Origin of the sequence: Streptomyces sp. NPDC088147, assembly GCF_044741565.1 — a bacterium.
GTDB lineage: Bacteria > Actinomycetota > Actinomycetes > Streptomycetales > Streptomycetaceae > Streptomyces.
The window spans coordinates 635,570-657,776 of sequence record NZ_JBIUSY010000001.1 but is presented as its reverse complement, the minus strand read 5'-3'; the positions used below and the strand labels follow the sequence as shown (position 1 = coordinate 657,776).

General features: G+C 71.8%; 22 protein-coding genes. 13 read left to right on the top strand and 9 right to left on the bottom strand.

The annotated features are described in order from the left end of the window. Positions 1-151 precede the first annotated feature (151 nt). From ACIOGX_RS02540 to ACIOGX_RS02530, 3 genes are read left to right on the top strand one after another with little or no spacing between them, the layout of a single operon-like run. A complete protein-coding gene (locus ACIOGX_RS02540; protein ID WP_356509755.1) occupies positions 152-364 on the top strand; it encodes a hypothetical protein in 213 nt (70 codons plus the stop codon). Next, entirely contained in the window at positions 361-954 is a 594-nt protein-coding gene (locus tag ACIOGX_RS02535; protein ID WP_356509757.1) for a sigma-70 family RNA polymerase sigma factor, read from the top strand. The genes ACIOGX_RS02540 and ACIOGX_RS02535 overlap by 4 nt, the downstream gene beginning before the upstream one ends. A gap of 5 nt (positions 955-959) precedes the next feature. After that, positions 960-1,649 (top strand): hypothetical protein, encoded by a 690-nt coding sequence (locus tag ACIOGX_RS02530; protein ID WP_356509759.1) that lies wholly within the window; start codon positions 960-962, stop codon positions 1,647-1,649. A 72-nt stretch (positions 1,650-1,721) separates the two neighbouring features. On the opposite strand, the gene ACIOGX_RS02525 is transcribed toward ACIOGX_RS02530, so the two are convergent. From ACIOGX_RS02525 to ACIOGX_RS02500, 6 genes are all read right to left on the bottom strand, one after another. Continuing rightward, positions 1,722-2,828: a SagB/ThcOx family dehydrogenase gene (locus ACIOGX_RS02525; RefSeq protein ID WP_401909629.1), complete on the bottom strand. Its 1,107-nt coding sequence runs from the start codon at positions 2,826-2,828 to the stop codon at positions 1,722-1,724. A 463-nt stretch (positions 2,829-3,291) separates the two neighbouring features. Continuing rightward, on the bottom strand, positions 3,292-4,290 hold the full coding sequence (locus tag ACIOGX_RS02520) for an alpha/beta fold hydrolase (RefSeq protein WP_401759128.1): 999 nt from the start codon (positions 4,288-4,290) through the stop codon (positions 3,292-3,294). 174 nt (positions 4,291-4,464) lie between these two features. Next, a complete protein-coding gene (locus tag ACIOGX_RS02515; protein ID WP_401909627.1) occupies positions 4,465-5,019 on the bottom strand; it encodes a DinB family protein in 555 nt (184 codons plus the stop codon). Positions 5,020-5,100: 81 nt separating this feature from the next. Beyond that, positions 5,101-6,069, bottom strand: coding sequence for a polysaccharide lyase family 1 protein (locus tag ACIOGX_RS02510; protein WP_401909625.1), 969 nt, complete (start codon positions 6,067-6,069; stop codon positions 5,101-5,103). A 135-nt stretch (positions 6,070-6,204) separates the two neighbouring features. Next, positions 6,205-7,704, bottom strand: coding sequence for an ATP-binding protein (locus ACIOGX_RS02505; protein WP_401909623.1), 1,500 nt, complete (start codon positions 7,702-7,704; stop codon positions 6,205-6,207). Beyond that, on the bottom strand, positions 7,701-9,359 hold the full coding sequence (locus ACIOGX_RS02500; RefSeq protein ID WP_356509771.1) for an FAD-dependent oxidoreductase: 1,659 nt from the start codon (positions 9,357-9,359) through the stop codon (positions 7,701-7,703). The genes ACIOGX_RS02505 and ACIOGX_RS02500 overlap by 4 nt, the downstream gene beginning before the upstream one ends. A 357-nt stretch (positions 9,360-9,716) precedes the next feature. On the opposite strand from ACIOGX_RS02500, the gene ACIOGX_RS02495 reads away from it, so the two are divergent. After that, positions 9,717-10,706 (top strand): RimK family alpha-L-glutamate ligase, encoded by a 990-nt coding sequence (locus tag ACIOGX_RS02495; protein WP_401909620.1) that lies wholly within the window; start codon positions 9,717-9,719, stop codon positions 10,704-10,706. Next, positions 10,703-11,530 carry a RimK family alpha-L-glutamate ligase gene (locus tag ACIOGX_RS02490; protein WP_401909618.1) on the top strand — a complete coding sequence of 276 codons (828 nt, stop codon included), beginning with the start codon at positions 10,703-10,705 and terminating at the stop codon, positions 11,528-11,530. The genes ACIOGX_RS02495 and ACIOGX_RS02490 overlap by 4 nt, the downstream gene beginning before the upstream one ends. Positions 11,531-11,559: 29 nt before the next feature. On the opposite strand, the gene ACIOGX_RS02485 is transcribed toward ACIOGX_RS02490, so the two are convergent. Further along, complete coding sequence (locus ACIOGX_RS02485) at positions 11,560-12,183, bottom strand: CGNR zinc finger domain-containing protein (protein WP_401909615.1); 624 nt, start codon at positions 12,181-12,183, stop codon at positions 11,560-11,562. Positions 12,184-12,303: 120 nt separating this feature from the next. Between ACIOGX_RS02485 and ACIOGX_RS02480 the strand changes: the two genes are divergently transcribed. The 5 genes from ACIOGX_RS02480 (at position 12,304) to ACIOGX_RS02460 (ending at position 17,239) form a co-directional block, all read left to right on the top strand. After that, positions 12,304-12,777 (top strand): TetR family transcriptional regulator C-terminal domain-containing protein, encoded by a 474-nt coding sequence (locus ACIOGX_RS02480; RefSeq protein ID WP_401909612.1) that lies wholly within the window; start codon positions 12,304-12,306, stop codon positions 12,775-12,777. A gap of 44 nt (positions 12,778-12,821) precedes the next feature. After that, on the top strand, positions 12,822-13,325 hold the full coding sequence (locus ACIOGX_RS02475) for an O-acetyl-ADP-ribose deacetylase (RefSeq protein WP_401909610.1): 504 nt from the start codon (positions 12,822-12,824) through the stop codon (positions 13,323-13,325). A gap of 91 nt (positions 13,326-13,416) precedes the next feature. Then, the gene (locus tag ACIOGX_RS02470) at positions 13,417-14,622 is read left to right on the top strand and encodes a cysteine desulfurase-like protein (protein WP_356509782.1); all 1,206 of its coding nucleotides are present in this window, start codon (positions 13,417-13,419) and stop codon (positions 14,620-14,622) included. Positions 14,623-14,755: 133 nt separating this feature from the next. Beyond that, positions 14,756-15,535 carry an aminoglycoside adenylyltransferase family protein gene (locus ACIOGX_RS02465; RefSeq protein ID WP_401909607.1) on the top strand — a complete coding sequence of 260 codons (780 nt, stop codon included), beginning with the start codon at positions 14,756-14,758 and terminating at the stop codon, positions 15,533-15,535. A 222-nt stretch (positions 15,536-15,757) separates the two neighbouring features. Continuing rightward, a complete protein-coding gene (locus ACIOGX_RS02460) occupies positions 15,758-17,239 on the top strand; it encodes an MFS transporter (RefSeq protein ID WP_401909604.1) in 1,482 nt (493 codons plus the stop codon). 58 nt (positions 17,240-17,297) lie between these two features. On the opposite strand, the gene ACIOGX_RS02455 is transcribed toward ACIOGX_RS02460, so the two are convergent. Further along, a complete protein-coding gene (locus ACIOGX_RS02455) occupies positions 17,298-18,959 on the bottom strand; it encodes an ATP-binding cassette domain-containing protein (protein ID WP_401909602.1) in 1,662 nt (553 codons plus the stop codon). A 525-nt stretch (positions 18,960-19,484) separates the two neighbouring features. Between ACIOGX_RS02455 and ACIOGX_RS02450 the strand changes: the two genes are divergently transcribed. From ACIOGX_RS02450 to ACIOGX_RS02440, 3 genes are all read left to right on the top strand, one after another. Further along, positions 19,485-20,309: an LLM class F420-dependent oxidoreductase gene (locus ACIOGX_RS02450; protein ID WP_401909599.1), complete on the top strand. Its 825-nt coding sequence runs from the start codon at positions 19,485-19,487 to the stop codon at positions 20,307-20,309. A gap of 16 nt (positions 20,310-20,325) precedes the next feature. Further along, positions 20,326-20,757 carry a TIGR03668 family PPOX class F420-dependent oxidoreductase gene (locus ACIOGX_RS02445; RefSeq protein WP_356509792.1) on the top strand — a complete coding sequence of 144 codons (432 nt, stop codon included), beginning with the start codon at positions 20,326-20,328 and terminating at the stop codon, positions 20,755-20,757. Positions 20,758-20,942: 185 nt separating this feature from the next. After that, a complete protein-coding gene (locus ACIOGX_RS02440) occupies positions 20,943-21,173 on the top strand; it encodes a hypothetical protein (protein WP_356509794.1) in 231 nt (76 codons plus the stop codon). Between the two features lie 75 nt (positions 21,174-21,248). Here the strand turns inward: ACIOGX_RS02440 and ACIOGX_RS02435 are convergent, their stop codons facing one another. Further along, positions 21,249-22,148, bottom strand: a complete 900-nt coding sequence (locus tag ACIOGX_RS02435) for a S1 family peptidase (RefSeq protein WP_356509796.1) — start codon at positions 22,146-22,148, stop codon at positions 21,249-21,251. Positions 22,149-22,207: the final 59 nt, after the last annotated feature.

The window sequence follows — 22,207 nt, the reverse complement described above, 5'->3', positions numbered from 1 at the left end:
CACGTAACGGGACGATCGCTTTCCGTATTTTTCTTGGGTGTCGCGTTGCACGTTTGACCACCCCGGTCCGAAAAGCTGCTTCTTGAGGACATCGAAGTCCTCCAGCACCAGCGGGAGTTCGAGGTGCTGCTCAGTAGAAGAAGGACATGCCGTGACGCCCAACGACGTCTTCGCCCTGCTGGTGCTCGCCACCGCCGCGCGCGTCTTCGCCTCGGACCTGCGCTACCTGACGCGGCGTCTGCTGCGCGCCGGGGTGCGGGTGGGAGCCGCCGCGCTGATAGAGGACCGCCACCGCGGTGCTCCCCGTGCTCCCCGGACCGAAGTGCTCACGCCCGCCAGTCACGACGAGGAGGCCCAGCCGTGAACACCGACCTCCCGTCGCCGGACGACCACGGCGAATACCTGGCCGAAGTGCAGTACACCCTGCCGCCCGCCCTGGAAGCCTTCCACGACCTGTATGTGAAGGCCTATCTGAACTACGCCCACGCCATGCTCGGCGACAAGGCCGCCGCCGTCGCGGTGGTGCGCCGCTGCTTCTCCCATCTGGCCCTCAACTGGGAGCGCGTCATGCGGGCGGAGAGCCCGGAGGCGTACGCGTGGGCACTGCTCAAGGCGCGGGTGGACACCCATCTGCGGCTCGCGGGCCTGGACCCCCAGCTCGTGGAGACCGCCGCGTTCCAGCGCACCGCCCGCGCGGTTCTGGAGTCGGTGCGGTGCAAGTTCGAGGTGATGGAGACCTCGCTCGGCCTCTACACCGCCATCGCCTCCCTGCCCGAGCGGCAGTACGACGTGATCGTGCTGCTGTACGTGCTGGGCTACCCCTCGTACCGGGTCGCCCGCATCATGGGCGTGGAGCGCGACACCGTCCGTTCCCACCGGCGGCTCGCCAAGCGGCGCATCGCCCAGAAACTCGGCCTGCCCCCGTACACGGACGCCGGCAAGGAGAAGGAGTGAACCCCATGCAGCCCCCGCGCGGCATCGACGAAGTCCTGGAAGACGCTGTGATCCCCGACGCGTTCGCCGAGTACGACCTCGCGGCCTCCAAGGCGCAGCTCGCCCGTGATGTCGCCGACACCCTCATGTTCGACACCTCCGGCGCCCGTGGCGCCGGTATCGCCCGCTCCCATCCGGCGGCCCCGGCCGGCTTCTTCCCGACCGTCCACGACCAGGCGGGCAAGGATCTGCACGCGCTGTCGGCCGAGGCGCTGCACGGCATCGACGCGGCCGGGCAGCTGGCCCGGCTCGCCAACTCCCGCCGTATCGACCCCGACGGCGCACTGCACTTCGCCTGCCTGCTGAATCTGGCCGGATGGCATGAAGGCGCCCAGTTCTGGTGGCAGTTCGCGGCCGGCGCCGGCAACCCCACGGCCGCCTACTGCCTCTATCTCCTCCACCTCGGCAGAGGAGAGCGGCGCGACGCTGCGCACTGGGCGGACCAGGCCGCCGATCTCGACTCCGGGCTCGTGGCGCTCCCGGCGGGGCGGCTCAGCGTCTGCCACCCCACCACACACCACCGGCGCCCGCCCAGCCCGGCACTGCGCGCGGCCGTGCAGCGCCTGACGATCGAGGAGGACGAGGAGTTCGGCAGCGTCCCCCACCCCGACCCGCATCTCGCGGAACAGATCGGGGAACTCGCCGACGCGTTGTGAGCCGACGCGTGGTGAGCCGACGCGTGGTGAGCCGACGCGTGGTGAGTCCGTCTCCGCGCTTCCCCGGCCTCCTCACCGGTGGAGGGCCGTGTCGCGGAAGGTGCGCAGCACGGCCGGCGGCGGCGCGTCCTCCGGCGCCGGATGGGGGTGACCCGCGGCCAGGACGTACAGCGGGGTACGGGCGATGTTGTCCAGGGCACAGCGCTCCGCGACGGCCGAGTCGTGGAACGCGCCGGTCTGCGCCGGGCCGAGGCCGAGCGCGGTGGCGGTGAGGGCGAAGGTCTGGCCCAGATGACCGGCGTTGAGCAGGCAGACGCGATAGCAGCGGGGTGTCGGGTACTTGGCGCTCATGCGCTCCAGCGCGGCGCTGAGAACGACCAGGAACGCGGCGCCGCCCGCCCAGGCCTGGTCGGCGCAGAGATGCGCGGCCTCGTCGGGGGTGAAGCCCTCACCGATCAGTTCGAGTGAGTGCTCCAGCGCGTTGTAGTGGTACATGCCGGGAGTCACCTCACTGACGTTGAGGACGCCGACGTACGCGTCGAGTTCCTGCCGGGCGCCGCCGGCCGGGCTGGTGCGCCGGAACAGCGCGCCACGGCCGGAGTCGATGAAGTCCACGGGCCCGAACACCACGGCCAGCAGCGTGGCCAGCGTCCTCAGCGGAACGGGCTCGCGGGTGAAGTCGCGGTGCGTACGCCGGCGGTAGAGCACCTCGTCGTAGGGGACGCGCAGATCCGCGGGCAGCCGGGGCAGCGGCAGCCGGTCCGCACCGGGATGGGTGGTGAACAGCGGGGGCATGTCCGCGGCGCCGGGGGCCCGTTCGGAGACCGCCTCATGGTCGGGGTAGGGCACGTCCTGGGTGGCGTAGTGGAAGAACGGGGCCTCGGGCGCCCACGTACCCCAGTGACGGGCGATGAGCTCGTCGTGCTGCGCCTGCGGATTGCCCTCGGACATCAGCAGCCCGGCCTCGTGCAGCGCGGGAATGGCCTCGCCGAGCGTCTCCGGCGCGAGATGACCGAGTGTCCGCGCGGCCTCGGCGGGGTCGGTCCACTCCTCGAACGCGGAGAGGATCTCCGCCGCCGCCGGGTGGAGTGCGACGGGTGTGCCGCGCGGATACGGATGCACGACGAACTGGCCTTCATGCCAGTAGCAGGACAGGCCGCGGGGACGGCGAAGACGCATCACGAACCTCCGGTGTGACCGGTGTATGAGCGGCGCCGGCGGACGGAGGGGCCGGCGGACGGTGGGCCCTGGAGGGCCGGAGCCCCTGCGGACTCCGGCCCCGGCGCGCGAACACGGGCGAGTGGCCGGTTACGCGTAGTACCACCGCCAGCTCCACGGCAGTCCGGCCCGGTCGGAACGGGACACTGCCTGGGCGTTGATCGAAATACGGCGCATGGCTCACACCTCCTCTCAGCACCTGATGGGAGGCGTTATCCCCGGCTTGAACGCAAATATGAGAAATGCGGCCTGATAGGGGTTGAAACAACCTTTTAGTGTGCTGTTGAGGCGTGCCGCTCTCTCATCGCACGCTTGAGGTACGGCTGGTCGACCTCCGGCGCACGCCCGGCGAGGGGCGCGGAGCCCGGTCCCCGGCGACGGCCTGTGGTGACGACTTCCGGTGACGGACCGCGGTGATGGCCCGTCAGCTCCGTGCCGTCGCCGGCAGAGCCCGCAGCCAGTCGGTCAGCAGCCGGTTGACCTCGTCGGCGCGTTCCTGCTGCACCCAGTGCCCGCAGCCGTCGAGGATGTGCGAGGAGACCAGACCGGGCAGGGTGGTGGGATACGCCGCGATCGCGTCGGCCAGCCATGTCGTGGACGCGTCGAGCGCACCGCCGATGAACAGCGACGGCTGGGTGATCGGCGCCGCGTCCCACGCGGCGAGATCCTCCCAGTCCCGGTCCATGTTGCGGTAGCGGTTGAGCGCTCCGGTCAGCCCCGTACGCTCGAACTCGGCCGCGTAGACATCGAGATCGGCCTCGCCGAGCCACGACGGCAGGGCGGCGTCGGGGAAGCGGTCCGAGAGCTTGCCGCCCGCCGGGACGAAGTGCGGGTCGCCCCCGTCGGCCGGGGGGACCGCGTCGCCCGAGAGCGCGGCGTAGAACCCCGCCAGCCAGCCGCGCACATCGCGTTCGATCTCCGCCTCCGCCCGGCCGGGCCGCTGGAAGTAGCTGACGTAGAACTCTTCGGGGCCGCCCATCAGGGAGAAGGCGTCCGTCGGCCGGAAACCCCCGCGCGGCGCGTAGGGAACGCTGAGCAGCCCCACGGCGGTGAAGACATCGGGCCTGAGCAGCGCCGTATGGGCGGCGATGGTCGATCCCCAGTCATGGCCGATGACGACGGCGGTCTCCTCGCCGAGCGCCCGCACGACACCGACGTTGTCGGCGACATGGGCCAGCATCCGGTACGCCTCGATGTCCTGGGGCTTCGACGAGCGCCCGTATCCCCTGACATCGACGGCCACCGCCCGGAACCCGGCCGCGGCGAGCACCGGGAGCTGGTGGCGCCAGGAGTACCAGGACTCGGGGAACCCGTGGATCAGCAGAACGAGGGGGCCGGTGCCCTGCTCCACCAGATGGATCCGGCCGCCCGGAACATCCACCAGCCGGTGTGTCACGTCCAGTACCTGAGCGGGCTGAGTCATGCGTCCTCCTCGTGCGTTCTGCGTTGGCCGTGCGACGGCGCACCACGGCGGGGAAGCCGCCTGTCAGCGCCTCCCCGTGGCGAGCGCCGCTGTGGCCGGCGCCGCCGTCACGACACGACCATGTCGCCGTGACCGGGCCATGGGCAAGTTTCCTTGCCGACTCGGCAAACCGGCTCAGGGACACCCGGACAGGGGCCGGGGCGTGTCCGCGGACGCCGCGCGCAGCAGCCGGAGCTGGCCGATCTCGGCGACGTTCTTCATCAGCTCGGAATTCACCCAGCCGGCCATATCGGCGACGGTGTGCCCGGGGTCGTTCTGCCACGGGAAGGGGGCGGTGGCGTCCAGGCCGGTGTCGGTGAGCCGGTCGAGCACCGCCAGCCACTCCGCACGGAGGGCGCGCAGCCAGGCGATGGCCGCCTCACCGTCACCCGGCCACCGCACGTCCTCCCGCTCCCGTGGCGTCCGTCCCCGCGCGTGATCGACGGTCACGCTCCACCACCACCCGATGTGCCAGCTCAGCCAGCCGATCGTGGGGACGGGGACGGGGTCGGGTTCGGTCTCCGCCCAGTCCGGCACCCATGTCCCGTCGGCGCCCTGCCGTACCGTCCAGCAGTGGGACGTCGGCTCCCACAGGAAGTCCGCGGGCTCCAGCCGCTCCAGGTGGTAGTCGAAGAGCTGCCAGGTGAGGTCGAACTGCCGGCGCAGCAGCTCACATCGGGATGCGTTCACCGGCCGACCCTGTCATGCCGCCGTCCCGCCGGGGAAGCCGTTTTCCGGTGCCGGCCCGGTACGGGAAGCCCTCGCGGGGTGTCAGATCTTCCCCGTGCCGGCGCCCGCCGTCACCGAGGCGACGACGCTCGACGCCGGTTCCGCCGTGTAGCTGTACGGCGGCGCGGTGAAGGACCCCGTCTGCGAGACCTCGGTGGCGGCGCCCCCGAGGTCGTTTCCGCGCAGCACCGCGTAGCCGTCCACATCGCTGCTGCGGTTCGTGGTCACCGCGACCTTCGTGTCGCGGAAGACGTTGTTCTCGACCAGCATCTGCGCCCCCATCCGGGAGTGGCAGGCGGTCTCGGCGCCCTGGACGTAGTTGTCGTAGAAGTGGCCGGTGCCGAAGCGCAGGCTCGGGATGCGCGAGTAGACGTTGCTGAAGTGGTTGTGGTGGTACGTCACGCGCAAGTGCCCGGTGTCCTCACCGCTGTTCTTGTCGCTGTGCCCGACGAGCGATCCCTTGTAGTGGTCCTTGAATGTGTTCCAGGACACCGTGACCTGGTCGGACGCGTGGGAGATGTCGAGCAGACCGTCGTAGTGGTCCTTGTCGTGGTCGCGGTCCGCCGAGAAGGCGTTGTGATCGATCCACACCTTCGTGGACTTCTGCACGGTGATGCCGTCCGCGGGCGCGACGGGATTGCTGATCCGGAGGTTGCGGATGATGACATTGGCCGATTCCTTGACGCGCAGTCCGCCACCGGTGAAGCCCGACGCCGAACCCACCCCCAGGACCGTGGTGTTGGAGCCGATGTCGACCTGGCCGCTGAGCGTGATCAGCCCGGAGACCCGGACGACCTTCGCGGAGTCGTCCGCGACGGCGGAGGTGAACGCGGCGAGTGTGCTGACCGTGACGGGCGTCGCGCCGCCGCCTCCGGTGGTGCCCGCGCCGAACCCGACGGGCGTGGTCTCCGCGGCGGCGGCGGAGTGCTGCGGTATCGCGCCGAGGGCGGCGACGGCGACGGTGGAGGCGAACAGGGCCGCCAGGCGGCGCCGGCTGATGATCGAGGACATACCGGTGTGTCCCTTCGAGGGCGAGGAGAGGGAGGGGGACGGGCGCTGTGCGCCCGGGGCACTTCACCCTCTTGTCGCCGACGGGGACGGAAAGGTTGCCGGTCCGCGGGGGACAGGGCCGGCGCCCGGCGAAGGTCAGCCCCCGGCAGCCGGGCCGGCGGAATCCGAGGAGTCGGCGGCCGGATCGGTCGGGCCGGCCGGATCGGACGAGTCGGCGGCCTGCGTGATCGGCAGACACACCTGGAACCGGGTACGGCCCGGCCGCGACTCCACTCTGATGTCGCCGTGATGCTTGTTGACGACGATGCGGTACGAGATGTCCAGACCCAGGCCGGTGCCCTCGCCCACCGACTTGGTGGAGAAGAACGGTTCGAAGATCCGCGGCCTGACCTCCGGCGGGATACCGCTCCCCGTGTCCGTCACCTCCACGAACAGCCGGTCGCCCTCCCGCCGCGTGCCCAGCGTGAGCGTGCCCTCGCCCTCCATGGCGTCGACCGCGTTGTCGATCAGGTTCGTCCACACCTGGTTCAGCTCGGCGCCGAACGCCGGGACAGGCGGCAGCGTACGGTCGTACTCCTTGACCACCCGGATCCCGGCGGGGATCTTCGCCCGCATCATCGTCAGCGTGGCGTCGAGCAGCGCGTGCACATCCACGGCCTGATGGGGCGCCCGGTCCAGCTGGGAGTACTGCTTGGCCGCCCCGACCAGGTCCGAGACCCGGGTCACGGCGTCATCGATCTCCCCCATCAGCAGCTCGGTGTCGATGGTGTACGCCAGCCAGCGCACCGCCGAGTCCAGATGGTCCTCGCCCACCGCCTCGGCGACGGCCTCCAGCCAGGGCACATTGACCCCTCCGGAGACCAGGACGGACGCCACGTCCCAGGGGCCGGCCACCTCGTGCTCCTCCAGCCAGTCGGTCAGTTCGTCCTCGGCGTCCGAGGCGTCCAGCGCCGACAGGGGAGAGGCCGCGGCGGCCTGCTTGACCGCCGCGTCCTGGAGCTCCACCAGTCCGCGCAGCCGCGTGCCGTCCAGCCGGCCGTCCGCGATCAGGGCGAGTTTGTGCCGCATACCGGTCACCCGCTCGCGCAGCGCCTCAGTGGCTCGCACCGCCGCCGCGGCCGGATTGTTGAGTTCATGGGTGAGCCCGGCGGACAGCGCGCCCAGCGCGACCAGCCGCTCCCGCTCGCCCAGGATCGTGTCCGCCGCACGCGAGCCGAAGAAGAGCCCCTCCAGCAGATGGAGCGCCATCGGGAACCAGGTGCGTATGGCCGTGGCGAACTCATCGGCCGGCAGGACGAAGAACTCCGCGTCGCTGACGGCCCGCAGCGTGTTCGGATAGACCTGGTCGACACGGTCACCGAGGTACGCCTGCGTCGCCCCGCTGTAGACACCGCGCCGGTCGGTCCTGGTGACCTCGATGTCGTCGCCGTGCAGCCGCCTGCTGAGCGTCACCGCACCACCGAGCAGCACGAAGAAGCAGGTGGCCGGTTCACCCTCGTTGTAGACGGCGCTCCCGCCCGTCCGCTGTTCCACTCTGCCCCGCTCCGACAGCCAGGCCAGCTGGCTCTCGTCGAGCGCCTCGAACAGGAACAGGGTGCGCAGTTCCGTCGGCGTCAAACGGTTCGAAGCGCTCACTGTGACTCCAAGTAGCGGTGGACCAGGGAAATGGCCATCGCGCCGTCACCGACGGCGGAGGCGACACGTTTGAGCGACGCGGCACGCACATCACCGGCCGCGAACACCCCCGGCACGCTGGACTCCAGGTGGTACGGGTCGCGTGGCAGCGGCCAGTTGGCCGGCCGCTGCCCGTCGGCCACCAGGTCGGGGCCGGTGATCACGAACCCCCGCGCGTCGCGCTCGACCACGCCGTCCAGCCACTCCGTACGCGGCTCGGCGCCGATGAAGACGAACAGCCAGGACGAGTCGACGGAGTCCGTCGCCCCCGAGCGGACGTCCCGCAGGGTGAGCTGCTGCAAGTGGCCGTCGCCCTTCCCGCCGACCACCTCGGTCCAGGGGTGCACGACGATATGGTCGATGTCGCCGATCTGCTCGATCAGGTACCGGGACATGGAACGGGTCAGCTCGGCGCCCCTGATCAGCAGGTGCACCCGCCGTGCGTAGCGGGAGAGATACACGGCCGCCTGCCCCGCCGAATTGGCGCCGCCCACCAGATACACGTCTTCGCCCGAGCAGGTGGTCGCCTCGGTGACGGTGGACCCGTAGAAGACCCCCGCCCCCGTGAACTCGTCCAGGCTGGAGGTCGCCAGGCGGCGGTACGAGACGCCGGTGGCGAGCACCACCGTATGGGCGGTGATGGCGCTGCCCTGCCCGAACCGCACCACCCGGCCCGATCCCGCCGCGTCCAGCCCGACGACCTCGCGGGCACTGAGGATCTCGGCGCCGAACTTCAGCGCCTGGCGGCGGGCCCGGTCGGTCAGCTGGGCCCCGGAGACGCCGTCGGGGAACCCGAGGTAGTTCTCGATCCTGCTGCTCTGTCCCGCCTGCCCGCCGGTCGCCTCGCGCTCGACCAGGACCGTACGCAGCCCCTCGGACGCGCCGTACACAGCGGCGCCGAGCCCGGCGGGTCCGCCGCCGACCACCACGAGATCGTAGAAGTCCGAGGTGGGGATGGTGCTCAGGCCGACATGCGCGGCCAGCTCGCCCTCGGCCGGTGCCACCAGCGACGTGCCGTCGGCGGTCACCACCAGCGGTACGTCGGCGGGGGCCACCCCGGCGGCGGCCAGCAGCCTGGCGCCCTCGGGCTCGTCGGCCGGCAGCCACCGGTACGGCACCAGATTGCGGGCGAGGAAGTCACGCACGGCGAAGGACGGAGCCGACCAGCGGTGCCCCACCACCCGGGTCTCGGTGATGCCCGGGTCCGGGGTGGTCGCCCAGGCGTCGAGCAGCTCGTCGATCACCGGGTACAGATGCTCCTCCGGCGGGTTCCACGGCTTGAGCAGGTAGTGGTCCAGATCGACGACATTGATCGCGTCGATGGCGGCGCCCGTATCCGCGTACGCGGTCAGCAGCACCCGCCGCGCGAGCGGGAAGAGGTCCATCGCCGCTTCGAGGAACTCGATGCCGTTCATCTGCGGCATCCGGTAGTCGGCGAGCATGACCGCGAGCCGTTCACCGCGCAGCTTGATCTCGCGCAGCGCCTCCAGTGCCTCTGCCCCGGAGGCGGCGCGCACGACCCGGTACCGGCCGCCGTATCTGCGCCGGATGTCGCGGGCGACCGCCCTGGAGACCGCCGGATCGTCGTCGACGGTCAAGATCGTCGGGTTCGCCATGCCATCACCATCGCCTGAGGACGAAACGGCCTTCAAGGAAACAGTCTACGAGCGCCCGCCCCGTCCGCCTCCAGACGGACGACGTACGGATCAGTGCGGAGATCAGTGCGGAGATCAGTGAGGAGACCGGAGGTCACCTGCGGTTACATACGGTTACAGTCCGGCCGGCCCAGGGGCGGCGCCCGGCCCCGGCGCCCCACCGGTACCCGGCGGCACGCGGTGCCCGCTCCGGGGGACACCCTCCCCCGAGGCGGGTGGGGCGGGCGGGGCTGGCGAGGGGCCCGGTTACGGTGTGGCAGATCATGGTCTTCGAGATGTCAGCCGCCCGTTGGCGTCCGGGGGTTGCGGGGAGGGTCGATGAGGCTCTGTTTTGTCGTGGAGGAGCAGTACCGGTTCGACGGCATGCCGGTGGAGGTGATCCGTCAGCTCGCCGTGTGGGGGCACCGGGTGGACGTGGTGCGGCCGGGCACGTCACTGCTGCGGTTGTCCGAGGTCGTACGGGCGGGCGGACATGACGCGTGGGTACTGAAGACCGTGTCCGGGGGCCCGGGGCTGGCGCTGCTGGAGGCCGCCGCGGCGGTCGGACTGACGACGGTGAACGACGCCCGGTCGATCCGAGGCGTACGGGACAAGGTGGTGGCGGCGGTGATCGGCCGCGGCCGGGGGCTGCCGGTTCCGGAGACATACGCCGTCGCACGCCCCGAGTTGCTGGCGGAGCTTCCCGCGGCGGCGTTCCCGCTGGTGGTCAAGCCCGCCGAGGGGAGTTCCGGACGGGGGGTGCGGCTGGTGCGGTCACCGGATTCGCCGGCGGCGAGCGCCGGGCTCTCGGAGGAGGGGATGCTGATCGCCCAGCCGTACATCCCCAACTCGGGCGTCGATCTGAAGGTGTACGGGGTGGGCGGCGAACTGTTCGCGACGGAGCGGTCCTCGCCGCTCCATCCCGGCGCGCCGCGGCGGGAGCGGTCCGTGCCGCTGTCCGCGGAGGTGGCGGGGATGGTCGCCGAGGCCGGTGAGGTCTACGGGCTCGATCTGTTCGGTGTGGATGTGCTGCTGGGCCCGGACGGTCCGGTCATCGTCGATGTGAACGACTTCCCGAGCTTCCGGTGTGTGCCGGACGCGGTGGCGCGCGTGGCGAGGGCGGTCCTCGATCTGGCCCGTACGGGCGGCAGCGCCCCGGGCACGGCGGCAGTTGGCCCGCTCCCGCCGCCGGAGCCGGTGGCCGGGCCGGTGTTCGGCACGATGCCCGGCCCCGTCTGCGAGTCGGTCCCCGTTCCGGGTCCGGTGTCACTCCTGACATCCGCCGGGGTTCCGTTCCGGATACCCGCGACGGCGGGTGAGGCCGGATGAGGATCTGTCTGATCACGTCCCGGCCCGATCACCCGCTGCTGGCGGCCACCACCGCGCTGCTGACGCCCCACCACCGGGTGGAGACGATCGACCCCGGGACGGAGGGCGACGGCGCGCCGGGTGACCCGGCGGCTCCGGGCCCGCTCGCCGACGTCTACCTGCTGAAGGCACACACACCGCGGTCGCTGGCCCTGGCCGGATCGTTCGAGGAGCGCGGGGCCCGGGTGCTGAACTCGGTGGCGGCGACCACGCTCTGCCAGGACCGTACGGCGATGGCCGGTCTGGCCCGGCACGCCGGGCTGCCGTTCGCGGCCACCCGGACCGTGGCGAGCCTGGCCGAACTCGCCGACGAACGGGACCTGCCGTACCCCCTGGTGGTCAAGAGCAGGCACAGCCGGCGCCACGACCTCGTCACCCGGGTCGACAACGCCGCGCGACTGCGCGGACTGCGCTCCGGCTGGGCCCAGGAGCCGGTCGTGGTGCAGGAGTTCACGGAGAACAGCGGCTGGGACCACAAGCTCTGGGCGATCGACGGCCGGGTCTTCGCCGCCCTGCGCCGCTCCGAACTGGCCGAGGGCGGGCAGGGCCCGACACTGCCGCTCGCACTCGGTGATCTCCCGCACGGCTGGCAGGACGTGGTGCGCACGGTCGGTTCCGTCTTCGCGCTGGACGTGTACGGAGTCGATGTGATCGACGCGGGCGACGGCACCCCGCTGATCGTGGACATCAACGCGTTTCCCGGAATACGCGGCCAGAGCGGCGCCCCGGAAGCCCTCGCGGCCCTGGCACTACGCGCGGGCGGGCGTCCCCGGGGCCGCTCCTGACGTGCCGGGCCGTCGGCGCGACCGGCGCCTCACCCGCTGTCCGTGCCGCCTTCGGCCCGGGAGCCGGGGCGGCGGGTGCTCTCCCGCCTGCGGGCGCGGTGGCTGGCCACGTTGAGCCGGTTGCCGCACACCTCCGGCATGCAGTAGCGACGGCGCCCGGCCTTGCTGGTGTCGACGAACATCCCCTCGCACACCGGTGAGGCGCAGCGGCGGAACCGGTCATGGCTCAACGTCCGCAGGGCACCGAGCAGCCCGGTGCCCATGAGGACGGCCAACTCGTCGGCGACGGACGTACCGGGTGAGGTCGCGACGTACCACTGCCAGCGGTTCCCGGCGTCGCGGTACAGGGAAGGACCGATGCCTCCCCGCCCGACCAGCGCGCTCGCGGCCTCCACGACGTGCTCCTCGGAGCCGGCCTCCAGAATGGCGCGGATCTCCCCGCGCAGGGCGCGTACCTGGTCGAGGTCGGCGTCGTCCGGCCGCCGGCCGTCGGCCAGGGCGTCGGGGCGGACGTCGTGCTCCGCCAGGAAGAGCGCCAGCGCGGCGGGGCCGGTGAGGATCTCGCCCAGGCCCGTACGGACCACGGGTGAGGTGTTGACCAGATCGGTCGCTACGCCCGCCCCCAGCTTGTAATCGGAAAAAGGAATCTTCAAGCCTTACTCCATGCTAGGGTAACCGGATAAATCAACTATACCCATTAGCCTGCGACCTCTCGGAGCCGGCCGTCAGGGGTCGATACGCCGGTGCCACCGAAACCCGCTGAGGAGAACACCATGGACACCGCTCCCTTCCTGGCCTACCTCGACGGACGCCACGTCCGCTGGCAGCTGACACTCGACCAGTGTGTCGACGACGCGGGCGAAGACCCGCGCGCCCGGCTCCTCGCCGTCTTCGACGCACTGCGGTCGTGGGCGGCCTCGTCGCCGGGCTTCCGCGGCTGCGCGCTCGTCAACGCCATGGTCGAGCTGGCCGACCCGCGGCACCCGGCCCGCTCCGTGACCGCGGCCCACAAGCGGGCGCTGCGCGCCAGGATGCTGGAGCTCGCGGAGGCGACGGGCGCGCCCGATCCCGGCCTGCTCGTGGACCAGCTCCTGCTGGTCTACGAGGGAGCGATCGCCGGACACGCCGTGGGCAGCGTCGAGAAGGCCGAGGACAAGGCCCACCTCACGGCCCGCCGGCTGATCGCCGCCGCCACCCCGTACCCCATGGACGGCTTCTGGGCCGGCCCTGATCCCACCTCGCGTTAGCGCCGCGGAGGAACGCGCCAGGCCCGGGTGACATCATCGGGCGCATGACTCCGATCGAGGTCGTGCAGGGCGACATCACGCGCCAGGACGTGGATGCCATCGTCGCCGCGGCGAACGAGTCGCTGAGGGGCGGAGGCGGCGTGGACGGCGCGATCCACCGGGCCGCCGGGCCGCGGCTCGCCGAGGCGGGCGCCGCGATCGGGCCCTGCCGGCCGGGCGACGCCAAGGCGACCCCCGCGTTCGACCTCGACCCACCGATCACGCATGTGATCCATACCGTCGGCCCGGTCTGGAGAGGCGGACAGCACGACGAGGCCGAGGTCCTCGCCTCCTGTTATCGCCGCTGCCTCGAAGTCGCCGACGAACTGGGCGTCAGGACCCTCGCCATTCCGGCCATCGCCACCGGTGTGTACGGGTTCCCGGCGGAGAAGGCGGCGCGGATCGCCGTCGCCACCGTCAGATCCTCGCCGACCTCTGTCGAGCGCGTCCGGCTCATCGCCTTCGACCAGGAGACACACGATCTGCTGGCAGCCGCGCTCGCGGAGTGACACGCTCCGGACCGGACCCGGCACTTCCCGTACGGCCCGGTCCACGCCAGGCTGGGGCGGCACGAGTCACCAGCGAGAGGAGCCGACGGCAATGACCTTCGACGTGGCGGCGGTACGCGCGTCCTATCCCGCGCTCAGCGACGGTACGGCGTATCTCGACGGCGCGGCCGGCACGCAGGTGCCGACCGCCGTCATCGACGCGATCACGGACACCTACCGGTCCGGGATCGGCAACGTGGGCGGCTCGTTCGCGGCCAGCCGGCGCGCGGGGGAGATCGTCGCCGCGTGCCGCCTGGCGGTCGCGGACCTGGTCGGCGGGGTCCCCGAGGGCATCGTCCTGGGCCCGAACACCACGTCGCTCATCTACCGCTTCTCCCAGGCACTCGCCTCGACCTGGCGGCCCGGCGACGAGATCGTGGTCTCCCGGCTCGACCACGACGCGAACATCCGGCCGTGGCTCCAGGCGGCGGCCCGCGCGGGCGCGGTCGTACGGTGGGCCGAGGCCGACCCGGCGACGGGCGAACTCCCGGTGGAGCAGTACGACGCCCTGCTGGGCGACCGTACCCGCCTGGTGGCGGTGACGGCGGCCAGCAACATCCTCGGTACCCGGCCCGATGTCCCGGCCATCACCGCCAAGGCGCACGCGGTCGGCGCCCTGACGTTCGTGGACGGGGTCCACGCCACCCCGCACGGCCCCGTCGACGTCATACGGCTGGGCGCGGACTTCTACGCGACGAGCGCCTACAAGTGGTCCGGTCCGCATATCGGCGCGGTGGCGGCGGACCCGCGGCTGCTGGAGTCCCTGAGCCCGGACAAGCTGATCTGTTCGCCCGCCGCGGTGCCGTCCAGGTTCGAGACCGGCACGGCGCCCTTCGCGGACCTGGCCGGAGTCACGGCCGCCGTCGACCATCTGGCCGCACTCGCCGGACCCGCCCCGGGAAACCGGCGCGAGCGGCTGCTCCGCTCGATGGCCGCCGTCGAGTCGTCCGAGCGGGAGCTGTTCGCCGTGATGCGGCGGGGGCTGGCGGAACTGCCCGGCGTCACGCTCTATGGCGAGCCCGCGCACCGGACCGCGACCGCCTACTTCCGGGTGGCGGGCCGCACGCCCGGAGAGGTCTCCGCGTGGCTGGCCGGACGCGGGGTGAACGTCTGGGACGGGCACTGCTACGCCTGGGAACTGGCCGGCGCGCTGGGGCTGCGGGACACCGGCGGCGCGGTACGGGCCGGGCTGGTGCACTACAACGACCGCTCGGACGTGGACCGGCTGCTGGCGGCCGTCGCGGAGCTGGGGGACTGACGGGCGCGCCACCACCGCCGGGCGCCGTCCCGCCGGGAAATCCGGTGGGCCCGTGGCCGCCGGTTGCCTACGATGCGGACGACGCGGTCCTCCCGGCCGTCGCCGCGGCCGTGTCGCGTACGAAGGGACGCCAGTGACAGGCCCAGGTACCGAAGACATCGTCGGCGTGGTGCGGCAGGTGCTCGGCGCGGACGTCGTCGGCGGCTACCTGCACGGCTCCGCCGTGCTCGGCGGCCTGCGGCCCCACAGCGACATCGATGTGCTCGTCGTCGTCCGCCGGCCCACAACACCACGGGAGCGGCGGGCACTTGTCGACGGGCTGCTGGAGATCTCCGGCCAGAAGGCCCGGCACGGCCCCGCCCGTCCCGTCGAGCTGACCGTCGTCGTCCAATCCGACGTCAACCCGTGGAGCTACCCGCCGCGCTGCGACTTCCAGTACGGGGAGTGGCTGCGCGAGGCATACGAGCGGGGCCTGACGCCCTCGCCGGTGCCGAGCCCCGATCTGGCCCCCTTGATCACGATGGTGCTGCTCGGACAGGCCCCGCTGACCGGCCCGCCGCCGGGCGACGTACTCGCCCCCGTCCCGCACGAGGACCTCGTCCGCGGGATCGTCGACGGCGTACCGGACCTGCTCGCCGAGCTGGGATCCGACACCCGCAACGTCCTTCTGACGCTCGCCCGGGTCTGGATGACCGTCGCGACCGGATCGGTCGCCTCCAAGGACGCCGCCGCCGCGTGGGCACTCGCACGGCTCCCGGCCGAGCACCGCCCGCCGCTGGCACGCGCGCGAGCCGTCTACCTCGGAGACGAGGAGGAGCGCTGGGACGATCTGCTGCCGTACACGGACGCGCTCGCCGCACATGTCGTGGCGGCGATCGACCGGGCGACAACGAGGCCGGACGTCACCTCCTAGCGACCGTCGCTGAGGAGCACGGGGGAGACCGGGAGGAACACCGACGGGTTCCCGGGGCGTGTCCCGGCGCGGGCGTGTCAGGCCGGGGCGCGCGGTGTACGGACGTACGCTGAGCCGGCGGCCCGGCCGGACCTCGGGCGTCGCACCACGAGGACGGCACGGAGGCCGGTGTCCGGCGCGCGCGACGGTCCGCGGCCCTTCCCTCTCGCCCCGGAGGCGTCCTTGCGGTTCAGCACACCCTCGCCGCGTCTGTTCAGCCGTATTCCGCTGGCCGGGCGCTATCCGGCGGCGGTGGCGCTCTCACTGCTCGCGCTGAGCCCGTATCTGATCCTCACCACCGCCACCGCCCTGGCGGAACCGCAGATCATGGGGGACATCGGCGCCACCGCGTTCGAGCTCCAGCTCGCAAGCGGCATGTCGAACGCGGCGTACGCGTTCGGCGCGGTGCTCGCCGCGGACCTCGTCCAGCGGGTCGCGCGGCGCAGGATCTACCTCATCGCCGAGACGGCGTTCGTGCTGAGTTCGGTGCTGGCGCTCAGCGCACCGGGCGTCGGCCTGTTCACGGCCGGTGTGGTGATCCAGGGCCTGTGCACCGGGATGCTGCTGGTCGCGGCGCTGCCCCCACTGGTCACCGGGCACCCCATCGGACGGCTTCGGACGACCGCGGCCGTCGTCAGTCTCGGGCTGTTCGGCATGGTGGCCTTCGGGCCGCTGGTGGGCGGGCTCGTCGGCAGTCTGGGCGGCTGGCGGGCGCTGTTCGCGGGCCTCGCCGCGCTGGCGGCGATCGGCCTGACCGTCGGGGCCCTGACGTTCGAGGGCAATGAACCACCGGCCCGCCGGGCGCGGTTCGACTGGTCCGCGATCCCCCTCGCGTTCGGCACCACCACACTGCCGTTCTTCGGCGTCTCATGGCTGACCCGCGGCTCGTTCAGCGACCCCGAGTTCTTCGTGCCGGTCGTCTGCGGGCTGATCTGCGGAATGCTTCTGGTGGGAGGCCAGTACCGCAAGGCCCGTCCGCTGATGCCGGTACGGCCCATCAGCAACACACTGCCGGTCGTCGGGACGGTCAACGCGATGCTCGTCGGTGCGTGCTTCACCTCGCTCCTGGAACTCACCGAGGTCTATCTGACGCGGGAGGCGCACTACGCCCCGCTGCGTGTCGGGGTCCTCATCACGCCCCAGATCCTCGGCGTGTTCGTGGCCGCCGTCCTGTTCCGGCGGCTGGTGTCGACCCGCTGGACCCCGTATCTGGCCCTGTCCGGCACGGTCAGCGTGGCCATCGGCGCCGCCGTCCTGCTGACCGTGTCCACGGCGAACGCCTCCTCGGTCGTCCCCGTCGCCGCGCTCTTCCTGGGCTTCGGTGCGGGCGCGGGCGTGACGCCGGGACTCTTCCTGGCCGGCTTCTCCGTACCGTCGGCACAGATCGGCCCGACCTTCGCGCTCGTCGAACTGCTGCGGTCGGAGGCGGCGTTCCTGGTCGGGCCCGTGCTGCTGCACCTCGCCCTGACCACGGGTCTGGCGCACGGCTTCCACCTCGCCGTGACGATCACACTCGCGATCATCGTGATCGGCGCGCTGCTCCTGGTGGGCCTCTACGCGCTCGGCGGCGCGCGTCCCCAGCCGCCGGACCTCGAATCCTGGCTCTCCGGCCCCTCGACGGCGTACCACTCACCGGCTCTGCTCGCCGCGATCCGCAAGACCTGAGCGGGGGAGCCGGTGGCGCTGGGGGCGCACCCGCCGGTGGTGCGCCCCGGTGACCGCGTCAGCCGGGCGACGGCGCCTCCAACAGGCCGCGGACCTCCTCCGCGGTGGTTTCCTGAAGCTCATCCGCGAGGAGCAGCCAGCGGGTGATGCCGGCCGCCTCGAGGAACGGCAGATCGTGGCTGGCGATCAGGAGCGCGCCCTCGTACGACGCGAGCGCGCTCGTCAGCTGCCGCACACTGGCCGTATCGAGGTTGTTGGTCGGCTCGTCCAGCATCAGCAGTTGGGGGGCCGGCGCGGCGAGCATCATCGCCGCGAGCGTGGCGCGGAAGCGTTCTCCGCCCGAGAGAGTGCCCACGGGCTGCTCGGCGCGCGCGCCCTTGAACAGGAATCGCGCGAGCTGGGAGCGGATGTGGTTGTCGGTCACCCCGGGAGCCATCCGGGCCACGTTCGCCGCGACGCTCAGCTCGTCGTCCAGCACATCCAGGCGCTGTGGCAGAAACCGCAGTGGCACGAACGTCCTGGCCTCCCCTGCCAGCGGAGCCAACTCCCCGGTGAGGGTGCGCAGTACGGTGGTCTTGCCCGCGCCGTTACGCCCGACCAGCGCGATCCGTTCGGGCCCGTGCACCTGGAGGTTCCCCTCGCGCAGCCCCCCGAACCGGGGACGCAGCTCGCGCAGGCTCAGCACGGTGCGGCCCGCGGGCACGGCCGTACGAGGGAGGCTCACGCGGATCTCCGCGTCGTGACGGACCGCGTCCGCCGCCTCCTCCCGGCGCTGGCGCGCCTCATGCAGCCTGTCCTCCTGAAGGCCGCGCAGCTTGTCCCCCGACTCCTGCGCGGAACGCTTCCGTTCGCCCGCCACGATCCTCGGGGCCCGCCGCTGGGCGTCCATCTTCTTGCTGTGCCGCTGCCGCCTGGCCAGCTTCACCTGGGTCTCCTCCAGCTCGCGTTTCTGCCGGCGTACGTCCGCCTCGGCGGCCCGCAGCATCCGCCCGGCCGCTTCCTGTTCGGTGGCCAGGGCTTCCTGATAGGCGGACCAGCCGCCGCCGTACCAGCTCACGGATCCGGCACGCAGCTCGGCGATACGGTCCACGCGTTCGAGCAGTTCGAGGTCGTGGCTGACGATGACGAGCACACCGGAGCGCCAGGAGTCGACGGCCTCATGGAGTCTGCGGCGCGCGGACAGGTCGAGGTTGTTGGTCGGTTCGTCCAGCAGGAGGATGCCGGGACGCTCCAGCAGCGCGGCGGCCAGTCGCAGCAGGACGGTCTCCCCACCGGACATCTGGCCCACGGTGCGGTCCAGCTCGACATCGCCGAGGCCGAGGGAGCCCAGTGTCGCCAGGGCCCGTTCCTCCACGTCCCAGTCGTCGCCGATCGTCTCGAAGTGTGTTTCGCGGACGTCCCCGGCCTCGATGGCGCGCAGCGCGTCCCGCCGCTCGGCGATGCCCAGAGCCTCGTCGACGCGCAGCGCGGTGTCGAGGGTGACGTTCTGGGGAAGGTACGCGAGGCTGCCGCTCGCGCCGACCGACCCCTGGGCGGGGCGCAGCCGGCCGGCCAGCAGCCGCAGCAGTGTGGACTTGCCCGCGCCATTGGCGCCGACGAGACCGGTGCGGCCCCGGCCGATGGTGAGGGACAGCCCGTCGAAGAGGGTGGTGCCGTCGGGCCACTGGAAGGACAGGGCGGAGCAGGTCAGGGAGGCCGTGGGGGTGGTGGGTGTCGCCATGGGGATTCTCGCAGTCGAAAGCGCGGTGGACGGGGGGCTTCGTGGGCGAGCACCACGCGGCGACCAAACCGGGAAAAGGGGAGAGTGCGGCGGTCCGAGGGACGGGGAGGACGGCCCATGCACCGAGGTCGCATCCACGCGGGCGTCACGGGCGGCACAGAAAGCCGCTACGACGTGACAGGCGTACGGCGAGAGCCGTACGGCGCGGTGATCGCGAACCTCAGATGCGCAACGTCCACCTCAATCGGAGACAACAAGGCCGTGTGAAACCATAACGACCCGTCCGGCGAAAGGCAAAGCCCTTGCCGGAGGCCCTCCTCCCGGGGCCCGACGCGTGCGGAGGCGGTGCGGCCGTGCCGCGGCACACGCCGATCGCCCGGTCGGCCGTACGGATTGTTGTGCCGGGGCCGTCGGGGGTACGTGGCCCTTGATCGCGGGTGCGCGGGTCCTGTGGACCCGCGACCGTTCCGCTGAACCCGCGACCGTTCCGCAACCCCCGAGAACCCGGAATCCGAGGGAGCCGCTGTGAAGTTCGGTGTATCGACCTTCATCACCGACCAGGGCATCGCGCCCACCACGCTGGGGCGCGCCATCGAGGAGCGAGGACTCGACTCCTTGTTCATCGCCGAACACACCCATATCCCGGTGGAGCGCCGGTCGCCGTACCCCGGCGGCGGCGAACTGCCGGAGATGTACTACCGCACTCTCGACCCGTTCGTCGTGCTCAGCGCCGCCGCCGCGGTCACCGAACGGATCCTGCTGGGCACCGGCATCGCGCTGGTGGTCCAGCGGGACCCGATCATCACGGCCAAGGAGGTGGCGTCCCTGGACCTCGTCTCCGACGGGAGGGCGGTCTTCGGCGTCGGCGTCGGCTGGAACGAGGAGGAGATGGAGAACCACGGCACGGACCCGCGCACCCGGGGCCGCCTCGTGGACGAGCGGCTGCGGGCCATCCGCGAGCTGTGGACGAAGGACAAGGCCGAGTTCCACGGGGAGTTCGTCGATTTCGACCCCGTCTACTCCTGGCCGAAGCCGGTCCAGCGTCCGCACCCGCCCATCTACGTGGGCGGCGGCGAGGGTGCCTTCCACCGGGTGGCCGCCTTCGGTGACGCCTGGCTGGCCAACAGCATGCCGCCCGAGGAGCTGGGGCCGAGGATCCACCGGATGCGAAGCGTCGCGGGCCGGGAGGTGCCGGTGACCGTCTACGGGGTGAGGAAGGAATCCGAGCTCGTCGAGCAGTACGCACAGCTCGATGTGGAACGAGTGCTGTTGTATCTGCCGACGATGCCCGAGGCCGGGACGCTGTCGTATCTGGACGAACTCGCCGCCGTAGCGGAACGCTTCCGGTGAGCCGGCGGATCCCGCCGTGCCGAGGATGACGAGCGGCCTGGCCCGGGAGTACTTCGCCCGTGCCCGGATCGCCCGTCTCGCGACCGTCGACGCCGCCGGCCGCCCGCACCTGGTCCCCGCCGTCTTCGCCCTCACCGGTGACACCCTGGCCTTCGCCGTGGACCACAAGCCGAAGCGGTCGGCGCGGCTGAAGCGGCTGGCCAACATCCGGGCCCACCCCGGGGTCTGCCTCCTCGTCGACGGCTACGACGAGGACTGGGACCGCCTGTGGTGGGCGCGCGCGGACGGAACAGCCACCGTGCTGCCGCCGGCCGGGGGATCGGAGGTGTCCGCGCGGTACGTAAGCCTGCTCACGCGCAAGTACCGGCGGCAGTACGCCGACCGCCCGCCGGAAGGACCCGTGGTGGAGATCGCGGTGGCCCACTGGTCCGGCTGGCACGCCACCTGACTGACCGGCTGCCCTGGCCGGATGCCGGACCTCGGCGTTTGGACCCGGGGGTCCCGTAATCACAGTGCGAGCTGTTTGTCCTGTTCTGATGGGCTGAGCGGGTGACATAGTCTGGGATTTCGCGGAAAAGGCGGTATACCAGGGCATGCATCCGATGTTCGCTTCACCTGACGTAGGGAGCTCACATGCGTATCCGTACGGCGCTCGCCGCCACCGCCCTCGCCACCACCGCTCTGCTGGGCGGCGCCAGTTCGGCGTTCGCCGGGGAAGGTCACGAAGTGACCGCCGCGGCGGGCGGCTTCGAGGCGGCGGGCGGCACGGGTCACTACCACAACCTGGGCGGCGACGCGGGAATCACCGAGGCCGACCACTCGGCGTTCGAGATCGCGGGCTGGTTCGGCTTCCTCGACTTCTGATCCGCACTGCCGTTGCCGCACCGCCCCCCGCGCCCAGCGCGGGGGGCGGTCGGCGTTCCACGCGACGTGGGGCGGTCAGTAGACGCTGACGCCGTACGCGTTCAGTACCGGAATGATCGGCTGGAAGAACGACGTTCCGCCGCTCGCGCAGTTTCCGCTGCCGCCCGAGAGCACACCGATGGCACGGTTGCCCGCGTAGAGCGCGCCACCGCTGTCGCCCGGTTGTGTGCAGATGTTGGTGACGATCAGGCCGTTGACGATGTCGCCGCCGCCGTAGTTCACCGTGGCGTTGAGGCCCGTGACCACGCCGCTGACGACGCCGGAGACCGCGCCGCGGAAGGTGACGGCCATACCGATGGTGGCATGGGCCGCGCCGGTGATGTCGACGCTTCCGACCGTGCCGGACGCGGGCACCGCGGAGGTGTAGCGCACGAGGCCGTAGTCGTGGTTGGGGAAGCTGGACCCCACGGTGGGGCCGATGACCGTGGTCAGCCCGGAGTTGGCGTACCAGGTCGAGCCGGCGCGGGCGCAGTGTCCCGCGGTCACGAGGTAGTACGTACCGCCGCTGACGACATTGAACCCGGCCGAGCAGCGCGCGCCCGCGGAGTAGATGGCATCGCCGCCGGAGAGCTGGGTGGAGAGCCGGCCGGCGGTGCGCTCGATGCGCAGCGCACCGGCGTGCGGGCCCGCTGCCCGTTCGATCGCGGCGGTCTGCGCGGCGGTGACGGTGCTGTCCGCGGTGACGACCACGGTGCCGGACGCGGGGTCGGCGTACCAGGCGGTGCCCGCCACACCGGCGTCCAGGACCGCGTCACCGGCGGCGGCGAGCACGCTCGCGCCGGACGCGTCGGTGACGGTCCCGGCGCTCGCCGCGGGGACCGCGAGCGCCACGGCGGCGGCCAGGCCCGTGGCGACGGCGAGCAGACGCGGGCGTCTGGGTGTGCGGGCGCGGTGAGAGGTGCGCTTGATCCTCACTTGGCGTTCTCCCGGGAATCGGGGGCCCTCCGAGGCGTACGGGCCCGTGAGGCGCGGCG